The 10,849-nt window shown below is 37.2% G+C and carries 7 protein-coding genes and 1 pseudogene; all 8 read right to left on the bottom strand.

Translation table 11 applies throughout. The features are described from left to right. A pseudogene (locus tag WKT20_RS16595) lies at positions 1–193 on the bottom strand (hypothetical protein); the annotation flags it as partial. Positions 194–311: 118 nt separating this feature from the next. Further along, on the bottom strand, positions 312–1,415 hold the full coding sequence (locus WKT20_RS16590) for a competence protein CoiA family protein (protein WP_340417750.1): 1,104 nt from the start codon (positions 1,413–1,415) through the stop codon (positions 312–314). Between the two features lie 49 nt (positions 1,416–1,464). Further along, positions 1,465–2,112 (bottom strand): hypothetical protein, encoded by a 648-nt coding sequence (locus WKT20_RS16585; protein ID WP_340417749.1) that lies wholly within the window; start codon positions 2,110–2,112, stop codon positions 1,465–1,467. 2 nt (positions 2,113–2,114) lie between these two features. Then, a complete protein-coding gene (locus WKT20_RS16580; protein ID WP_340417748.1) occupies positions 2,115–4,949 on the bottom strand; it encodes a DUF1998 domain-containing protein in 2,835 nt (944 codons plus the stop codon). Positions 4,950–4,996: 47 nt separating this feature from the next. Continuing rightward, positions 4,997–8,104: a DEAD/DEAH box helicase gene (locus WKT20_RS16575; RefSeq protein ID WP_340417747.1), complete on the bottom strand. Its 3,108-nt coding sequence runs from the start codon at positions 8,102–8,104 to the stop codon at positions 4,997–4,999. 26 nt (positions 8,105–8,130) lie between these two features. Beyond that, a complete protein-coding gene (locus WKT20_RS16570) occupies positions 8,131–9,348 on the bottom strand; it encodes a restriction endonuclease subunit M (protein ID WP_195564889.1) in 1,218 nt (405 codons plus the stop codon). 22 nt (positions 9,349–9,370) lie between these two features. Next, positions 9,371–10,402, bottom strand: a complete 1,032-nt coding sequence (locus WKT20_RS16565) for a helix-turn-helix transcriptional regulator (protein ID WP_340417746.1) — start codon at positions 10,400–10,402, stop codon at positions 9,371–9,373. Between the two features lie 24 nt (positions 10,403–10,426). Then, positions 10,427–10,657 carry a helix-turn-helix transcriptional regulator gene (locus tag WKT20_RS16560; protein ID WP_118170808.1) on the bottom strand — a complete coding sequence of 77 codons (231 nt, stop codon included), beginning with the start codon at positions 10,655–10,657 and terminating at the stop codon, positions 10,427–10,429. Positions 10,658–10,849: the final 192 nt, after the last annotated feature.

The following is a 10,849-nucleotide window of genomic DNA, read 5'->3' as shown; positions in this document are numbered from 1 at the left end:
AGAAATATGGATTGAACTGGTAGCCATGTGAGGTATTGATTTCCACTCTTCCGAACTCATAATCTCCTATACCAATGGAATAACCGGCATCAACATATCCTTTATAACTATTGGTTAGATTACTTTGTGCATTGACGCTTACATTCACGGCAACCACCATAAATAAAGCACATAAGAACTTGAACTTTGACATAACGTAAAAATTTGAATTATTTTTGATTACACTGCAAATGTATTTTTCTATTGTGAAGTCTATCTGCACAATAGAAAAATATTTGAAGGAATTTACAAAATAGTTTAATTAGTAAGGATTAATTGAGCTCAGTTATAGGTGGTATTTCTTTATTGTCAACTTTTTGAAGGCATTCATTCATTTCTTTTTGATTCAAAACGAATGAAGTACATGTTTTCGCACGAGATGTATTAAGAGGACGTTCTGTTCTTGGTATATTTAACTGCCTATACAAACGACATATTTTACCTGTGTCATTATAGCTATCTACGCAATACATGCACATTTGACAGTTTTTTATGTTAAACCTCTTATATCCCAGCCATTTGGCTATATCGCGAAGCTCAAAAGCCAGATTGCTGTGAAAACAAAATTCATAAAGTGTGTCAGGTCTGCTTTTGCGTAGTTCATTACACTTACAATGTTCCTGTTTGCAGATAAATTTTCCTGAAGAATATAATATATATCTGGAAATGCAAATATAAGAGCTATGTTTAATGAGATTATAGTCACTATTCTTAAACCCATAGAATGATATATTCAGGGATGGAACTTCAGCTTCTTCAAATACGTCTCGCTTCGGGCTCTCAATGAATCCGTTTTTAATTACTTCATCAATATCTTCTTCATTTTCAATTTTAACTTCAATAATTTTATTCCCGCTGTGTAGCTTTGTTGCATCACTTGCGTGTGTAACATAAATTTCTAAATATAAAGGCTCTTTATCAGGATGTGTTGATGATGAGAATTTTAGGTCGGATCTTCTGTTTATATTATTATAGGATATTTCTTGTTCACATTTATCATAATAATCTTTCAAGTTAAATGATTTTATAGTTTTTTCCGCACAGTCACCGTATTTCATGTACATGCAAGTATCATTCATGCTACAATAGGATTTGTATTCAAATGAAATATTAATTACCTGGGATTCATAAAATGCTTCTTGAATTTTCTTTTTGGCCAAAAGGTGAAGGGAACTTTCGTATGCTGTTGGACAGTCGACTCCTGACTGATGGGCAAAATGATGCGTTCTGTGGGTGCCGTTATTTTTTGCTTGTAGTGGTTTCTTACAAGCAGGACAAACACATCCACAGTCATAACCATTAGACACACTATCTATGTGTACAAGTTCACCCTTTGCATTAAGTGCATATTTAAGATATTTATTATTGTTACTCATACTCTTGGCCGTATAAATTAATAGATAAGCCTATAAAAATCAATCGAAACTATTTTTTTCTTGTAATGATGATTGCTTCTGCGACATCGACTAAATCAAATCTGTTTGTATTGTATTCGTACCCATATTTTTTCTTTGGCTCCTTATTGATATTGATAATACCGTTCCATAAACAACACATAGGTGAGTCTACTCCTGGATCAAGAGTCAGAATATCCGTAAGCTCGTCGTTTTCGTTGAGTGCATATCCAACGGCAACAATCCAATGACCATGATGTGAATCGTAATCTATGCCTAATATTACAGGGGCATTTTTATCTATCCACTGTTTTGTGATATTGAAAATATCGTTTTTCTTGTCGACACATTGAACATTTACATACTTTGAGTAATTTTTTGTCAGGATCTCTTGAATATTCTCTAATTTTAATCCATTTCGATATAGTCCGTTTTCATTCAATGCTTTTATGAGCTTCCATTCTGCTGTACGGCGATCAAAATATGTATCAGAGTATAATTCTTCCGCTTCAAATACTCCGAGGATATTAAGTGTCATAGAGACTGAATATGCACCACACGCTCCATCCAGATCGCCTTGTTTGAAGTGGGCTTTCTGAAAGGAACGATTGGATGGTTTTTTACACTTGAGTTGACCTCCTATGAGACAGAGTTGGTCAATAACTTTATATTGCTTCATTCTTACTCTTCTATTGTTATATCAAATTTTATGTCCTGATTTCTTGAGAGATAAATCTCTGTATCATAAGTTATCGTTGAAAGTTCATATATATGACGTGACTTTTTTGGGTCATTATATATAAACCATCCATTCATAAAACCACCATCAGGATATATACAAAGTTTCTTACCGGCATATTCGAACGTAAGCACACGCCAATGCGGAAGTGCTTTTTTGGGAGATGAAACGACAGGGATAAGTGTACCTTTTATGTTTTTATCATGTTCCAAGTCTTCAACAAGTTCATTCCCCATCATGTTTAACCAATTATCTCTTTCTTCTGAAGTCGGTTGATTTGCTCCGATATTATTTTGTTTATTGTTGACTTCATAATATTTCTCAACTACAAACTCCAAAGAATAAGGTAGTCCTATTTTTTTTATGAAATAACCTATAGTCTGAAGACTTAACACCATAGAAAGCACGCTTTTCAGATGTTCATCTTGATATGAAACTTTAAGAGTTTCATTACTATTAGTCTTGCAGAAGTCGACAAATGAGTTAATAATCTCGTCTGCTCTCGATTCTATAAGACTGGCAAGTTCAGAAGATTTTATAATACTTGGGGCAGTTCCATCCAACTTGAATATTTTTGCAGTTGTATCTTCCACTTCAGTTTTAATGAACTTTGCCTTTATAGCAAAATTATTAGTACGTATATAGTAAATGGTACCATTACCCCATTTATCATTTAACGTAATATGGTTGGGATTGTTAGTAAAGAACAATCTTCCATCAATGTATGCCAAAGGATACAGTTTTTTGTCAATAAAAGGATTTTTAATATGTGTTACTTCATTTGTCCATCCTTTAATTGATCGCATCATAGACAAAGCCGGAGTTGGCATGATATTATTGGTGTTTTCTACTACACAGAATGTAGTTTGCTGGCCATGAGGGGCAAAATAGTTGAAGAACTGTCCTTTCCAACAGCTATCCGTAGCTTCATATTCCCAATTGGTATAGTCATCATCCACAAAGATGAACTTCTCATTTTGTGATAAGGCGAAACAACGTTCCAATTTTGCAAGAGAGGCTTCAGTCACGTTGTCTCCAAAAACCTCCTTAACAGTATCTGGTAAAACTTTTCTTGCGGTACGTTCTTCATCAATCCAGTCTTTAGCTGCCTTAATGTCTATATGATTGATATAATGTAAGGTAAATTTATCAATTAATGCATCTTTGTTTCCTGATTTCTCAGCAGCTTCCAAAATAGTCCGGGCACGTTCTATTACAGACTTCATTAAATCCATTGCTGCCAATTGGTTAGAATAACCAGAACCTCCTGGATTTGCATCAAAAATACATATATGGCTATTTGGTGTAATAGTAAAGTCTATATCTGTACGTTCCACATTGAGTTCTTCCGATAAACCTCTGGTAAATAGTAAGCCTAATGTAATTAGCAAGTTTTCCTCTTCACTACGGTTATTAATCCAGTTCTTTTGGAAATGACGTATTCTTATTTCTGTATAGTCTGTTTGAATCATATCTCCTAAAACAACATTTCTCTTGATATAATCGGGATTACTACAACCAAGGCATTTATTGGGTTTATGTCCTTTTTTGATAAGTGAAAAATGATAATCTGGTTTATCAGAATCTTTAGATGAAATATTATTCATTTCATTGGGAAGCTTATCAGGATCACTTGATGATGCTGCAGGCCAGTTTTCAAGCACGGTTTTACCGCACTTGGTACAGTGACAATATCCATAACCGATGCCTTCATTGTAATAGAGAATCTGTCCGTTACCACTTTCTCTACTACTGCGAGTATCGAACAAATGGGGTTCAATACGGTCTTGTTTCCATTCTTCTGCTCCAATTAACTGTGCACTTACACGGGTATATAAATTTTTATCAAGAATACGATTTGCAGACTCATTCATATCTGGAATAAATTCCGCAGGTTGAAGTAGGTCAAGCTCTGTACTTGCGCTTACTTTCCATTTTTCAAATGAATCAAGTTCGTCTTTAGTATCAATAACAACTTGTTCACGATTGAAATATAGTTTCTTGAAAGTTACTTCCGGCTTGAAAAAGTTCGTATATCTAATGCCTCGTACAATACGTACCATACCATCTCGTGCTATCGGATTACCAGGTGCATATTGCGATAGAGCAGTTCTTAAAGGATATGATGGGTTAGAGGTTGTAACTAATGTATATGTATCTCTGGATGACGAATTGATGTCAAATTCGATCACGTTCACTGGCATATTTGCATTTGGAGTAAAACGATGAGTCGCCCAATAGGAAAGGAGTCGGGAAGCCAGTGGTTCTATGAATTTCATCTCAAAGAAGGCCTGTTGCTTGCTACTTTTTGCTTTTCTATATGGTTCTGCATAATCCTGAATGCGAAGTTCCAACTCTGCATAACAGTTCTCGTTCATTTTACGAGCTTGTTCAATCACATACTGAGGTGGACGACTGCTGAATATGGTTCCATCAAGTAAAATACGAATTTTTCTTCTAAGGTCATCACTTAAAGCCTCGCTACATTTGTTGTTGAATGCTTCATAAGGTGTGCCTGTTTCATCTCCAAGCCCGTCAAGAGGACTGACAGGAGCATTGTCCGTTTTTTTCTTTATTTTAAAGTGATTGCTATCACCGTCCGAAACAATCTGATAGTTAGTGTAGTAGTTTATAACCTGCTCCGTGATGCTTCCTCCGGCCATACCAAATACACCAAACTCACGTATGAGGAAGGAGTTGATGTGTCGTTGAATAACTTGTGCGCTGTTTAGGTCAACAGTCGGACTATTGACATTACGCATAATAACATTCTCCATAGGATTAAGAAGAGTCCTTATACCTACAGCATCTGAGCCACATAATGTTACACATGCACTACGTACCTGACCTCGTCGTCCACTTCGTCCTGCTCTTTGTTTATAGTTAGAAGGCATTGGCGGAACAGATCCCTTGTTACTTTCCCTTTATCTACAAAGCGAGTCGACGGCACGACTTCACCGTATTTATCCTCTTCTTCGAATGCTGCATCGAATTCTTCATTCCAGAAGCACCAGCCTCCAAGTGAATTACATAGTTGCATATTTACTACACGCCATGGGGTAAGCACTGTTTCCTTATCGGGATTGTGGAAGTATGAAAATATAGTAGCAATTTTATTGATGCGATCCTCTGTAGAAAGATTATCGGCTTCCTTCACCATGGCACGGATGCGCTTAGCTGCCCCAGTAAATATACTACGATCGAAACAATCCTTTAATATATTGAAGGTCTCCTTTGTGAAACCTTTTGGCATGAACTCATCCCATGAAGCTTGGTCAACGATTTCTTCGCTTGCAAAGTTATCAATAGTGATTTCTTCTCCGGCGTCATCGTTAATTTCTGCTCCATATACAAGTAATGGAATACGGATAGCTACGCCACGTAGCACCGACATGCGGGCGCGTTTTTCTTTATTTTCTTGTTCTTTCTTTTTCTTGATTTCGCTGGTCTTGTCATCATTATCATCGTTCACCCATTCTTTCCATAGTACAGGCTTTGAAAAGCTACTCCATTTTCCATCTACAAGCTGACTATGTGAGACAAACAGATATGGGAACATCTGTGATGGTGAACACATCACTTCATCCCATCCTTCATCTTCGGTCATTGGTCTTCCGTTATCATCTGTGTTTGCTGATGTAGTAGGCTGAGAAGGTAAGGAATTATTTACAGAAAGATAGTAGATATATTTCACTTGTTCTGCATCAGCACTGCCCAAACCATTTTTGTTTATTTGGATCGTTTCAGGTTTCCAAGAAGCTGGCATGGAACCAAGTAAATCATGAACATCACCAAGTGCTTTCTCTTGCTCTGGAGTCAGATTCATCAGTTTTTCTGGATCGTAGATAGAGTTATCCGCATAACCGCTACGAACAGCCCTTTCAATATACACGTTTGATAATTTCTCGAATATTTGAGTTGCAGTGAAATGTTTACCCATTTCACCTTCGTCCATAGAAAGTACGGGGCATAGCTTTATAAAGGCGGCAAGATGTTCTTCTTCTTTCTTTTGTGTTTGCTTTAATTGTTTCTTACCTTTTTCAGTCTGTGCATACACTGCCATCTTAGCTGTTTCTGCAACAGCAGTAAGAGCTCGGTCAGGCGCAAAATCAAAAACATAACAGTCTGATTTCTGACGTCCGTCAAGTACAGCATGTGTCTGCACACGGAAAATTGTCTGCATGTAGTTGGCTGCCGGGGTATGTTCCGAGCCTTTCATACAAAGAACTGCTGTCCATTCGGGCACACTTACGCCTGTTGTTAATTTTCCACAGGACAGTGTGATCGTATAGTCTTTCTTTGTGATATTCTTCTGAGCATTCCCTCGGATATTATTCAACACCTCAGCCAGAGCACTACCATCCTTATCCTCAATGTTACCATCTCCTGCTACATTTATTATTTGGAACATTCCGTTTTCCGTACCGAAAACGTCGTGTTCGTGTAATAGTTTTTCTAATGCTGCAGCTTCCTTTACACCAGGTAGTAACCAGAATGTATGGCGGAAATGCTCACGAAATTCATCGGTAGAGAAAGGATAGCAACTTGTATCTGATTCCTCTACTAATTTGTCAAGGAACTTATTAATTTCGGCTTCATACACAAATTTTCCAACTTCTATCTCATCAAACTTAGCCTGATACTCGGCCTTTTTCAAGGTGTCAGTTTCAGCTTCGATCATATTTTGATATTGAGTTTTGTCTTCCTCTGTCCATACACGAAAAAACTCATGGAATTTGAACATTTCGTTGTTTTCGATAGCTTTATTGCGCAGCATTTTGGGCAAGGTGAAGGTAAGAATCTGCATACGTGGCAAGTCTGCATAGGGGTTAGGATCACCAAAATGGTGTTCCTCCCATGTCTGTTTTGCCTTCTGTTCCATGACATAGTCCCATGTAAATATTTCACTTTCGTCATACTTGTCAAGCAAGTTGAATGGGGTGCCTGAGAGTGACAATATGCAGGTATTTTCTTTTTTCAATTTATCCATTACGCGCAAACCGGCAGCAGCATCAATGCCTTCATGCGCTTCATCAACCATCACGAAGTCCCAATTATATTCCATAATGGCTTGCTTTAGTGGATCGCGTCGTCGTTCCTTTCCACCAACAAATTTAGACAGACGTAAGTATTGCATAGAAACAAAGAACACGAGAATCTTTTTTCCACTATCAACATCCTGAGTCAAAGAGAAAAAATCACCTTTGGAATCTTTGTCATCCATCATACGACGACCGTAAGCAGGTTCCAATCCTTGTTGCTTATATGAATTTATAGCTTCTTCTGTAAGGAATATCTTTTTAAAATCATCATGCCATCCCTTGTCAACCACAGGACGATGCGTAATGATAAGGGTGGAACGAAATCCACACTGTTTAGCTACTTCCAGTCCGCAAAGAGTTTTACCAAAACGCATTTTAGCATTCCATAAATAATGCCTTCCCTTTTTAGAATTCTTCAGAAAATGTTTTACTGTAGAGTTAATGGCTTTTTTTTGCTCCGGACGGAACTGAATGGTTCCATAACTTGTCCCATTACCATGCTTTATCTGTTGAATAGCTTGCTGTATTTCACTGACTGTGCATGCAAACCAAATATCAGCATTCTCTGTCTGCTCATAAATAGGATCTTTATACTTGGCAAGAGTTTTTGATAAAAAGCCCATAGCATGAAGCTTACAATGGACCTTGTATGCATCATAACATTCTGAGTCCTCATATGTAGTACATTCTACATATTCTAAATTATAGGTAATGCCTAACATATAAGGTCGTTCGTTAAGAATTTCACGAACAGTTTTTGCATGTTGGCTGGGATTGTCGGCAACTTTGTTGTCAACAAAGACTTCTCCGATTTTAAGAAGTCCACGATGAATCCTGTCGTTGATGCTTAGTACATACAGGAGACGCGATTGAGTTATGGTATACATCATATCTATCAGTTACCTTTATATGTTATTTATTTTATTTCTTCCTCTTCTGTTTCCATGTTACGACCAAAAAATAGAGAACTGAATTCTATTTTCTGCCAAGGTTGGGAGTGAGGATCTTCCCCTGGTTTAGGTTTCCACTTCTTTGGCTTTTTCAGGTTCCAGTCACGGATAATACATTTGACCCCGATATGACCGATCATTTTTCCTTTTGAACATGCATCACAGACTTTTTTTTTCTTTAATCCAAATAAGTCTGTTTCATACTGATTGTCGCATGAATCAGGAACAACCATTTTTAATCCATCCATCTGCCAGATATTCCAAGAAATCCAACGAGCTGCATTTAGTATCTTTCTCTTGTCAGGTACTTTAAACTCGCCGTTGGCATCTTTTACATAATTGCCTTCAGCGTCTTTGTCATTGAATTTGTCCATGAAATATTCAATGTATGTATAAAGCAAAGCTTCACGTGCTAAAAGTAAATTGTCACCTTGCCATTCATAACCGTAAGTATGTTTGAAGGCCTTTTCTGCCATTGTGTACCAATCTTTCTCATTGTCCACATTTTCATTAATGACTCGTAACTTACGGTCAAGAAGACCTATTCGTCGATCAATAGGGATGCTTTCTCCAGTTGTGGTGTCATAACGACTTACAAGATATGGTGCTTCCCCACATGTAATTTCCATCCGATTGTCAACAATATATTTCTTCCACGTTTTTCTGGAGTCGCCTTCAGGGAAAGTTATTTTGCCAGATGTAGGAATCCATGTGTGAGAGCCATCTTCATTTGTTATTTCCTGATTAAAAACCTCCTTACGTCCGAACCATGCTTCATCAATAAGGTTGTTTTGTGCATTGCATACCCATGATGGAGTGAAAACCTCAGCTTTATCCTTTGTTCGGTCTATTTGTGCTTGTTTGTCTTTGAGCACGCGAGGCATAACAATACGTTGATTTCGTCCTGTTATATTTTCAGGCTTAATTTCATCTTTGTACTGATATCCTTTTACTATTACGTGCCCTTTTTCGTCCATGACTGTGCCTTCGTAATCAGAAGTAGCCCAAAATATATTTACAACTTTGTTTTGGTCATTGGCTTCTGCACGTGCTTTGGCTGACATTGTATGATCTATGAGTAGTTGGTTAAGTATATCTATATCATAATCATATATGTCTTGTTCCGAGATGTCCACATCACGAATATGTTCGAAAATTCTATATGTTGAACTGTTTTTTTTCATGCTGCTGTTTGCAATATTATGGTCACAATGTGCAGTCTTCCTGCATTTTGGAATATTTTTTATGTAAATCGTCTATTTTCTCTGCAATTTGCATTCTTAGCCATAGCGGTTGAAGTACTTCTACCTGATGCCCAAATGAAAAAATATATGCTTCCAATTCTCTATTAGGACGAACCATGAGCCTTATAATATATTCTTCCTCATTGATTACAATCTGTGATGGATGAATTGGCTTGTTTACAACATAAGGGAAACGAGCAGCATCGAATCGCAAAAGAACTTCTTCCGGTTCTGGATGATTATCAGGAAGGGTGACACCAACCACATCTTTAAAATACTCACTGAAGTCAATACTCTTGTTCGGTATAAAGGGTACATGGGCACGCGAAAATTTCACGATACGGTCGAGAGCTTTATTGGTGATGTAATTACCATGATCTCCCTCTTGCAATCCGATTAAAAACCATCGGTTATTGAATTGCTTGATATGATACGGATGAATGATAGAAGTTCTTTCATTACCGGAAAATGTTCGATAGAGGACCTGCAGAGGCTGATGATTCATGGCTGAATCGATAAGCTCTCCCAAAAACTCAGTACCTTTCAATAGCTCATTTTGTTCAAAAGAAACGATATTTTCAGTGTTAGGCATGATGCCAAAGCGATATTCCAAACTCGATATGACATTTTCCAGCCAGGCATTGCTCGGTACACCACGGAATCGACTTAGTATGTCGATTGCGGAACGAAGAGAGGCTATTTCTTCTGTAGATAGTTCGTTGTTGAAAATAGAAAATGTCGGGTCCGAATAGCGATAATAACTTTTCCTGCCATCGAATGGATAAGCCTCAATCGGAGCATTGTAAGTAACTCTATCACGCATGTACTTTATATCTTCGCGTATCTGTCGGATGCTGATTTGAGTACCACACAAATCATATAGGGCCTCATTTACTTTTTCTATGAGGTCATCAATTGTGTATTTATGATGATAATCGCTGAAACAGCGGTCAAGTATCTGATAGCGAAGCTGAGCATTCTTGTTTGTTGGCATTGTTTTTATTGGGCTTTTGCTATATTATTTATCAGGTTTTACAGGAACGACATCATCAAGACGGACAAGGTCATTCATATCACATTTGAGACACCGTGCTATTTCAATCAGGTTTTCTAAAGTCGGCTGCGAGGTATTCGTTACCCATTTAGAGATAGTTGCAGGGTCTTTACCAAGCATTTTAGCTAATTCCTTATTAGTTATCATGCGCTCTGCAAGCATCACTTTTATTCGATTCAGCGGTTGTTTATCCATGCTTTTAACAATTATATTTTTTTGTATATGGCAAAATTATAGTTTTTCCGTCTAAACGTGTTCTATTTGCGCTAAAATATCACGTCTTAAACAAAATAAATGACGATTTCGTCAATACCTTAAGTGAATTCTTTGTAATTTAGTGCATTATTTGATATTGGAGAATTAATGTACAAAGTATAAATATAAATG

It is taken from the genome of Phocaeicola sp. ICN-14070 (genome assembly GCF_037892625.1).
GTDB lineage: Bacteria > Bacteroidota > Bacteroidia > Bacteroidales > Bacteroidaceae > Phocaeicola > Phocaeicola plebeius.
This window is presented reverse-complemented; position numbering and strand designations above follow the sequence as displayed.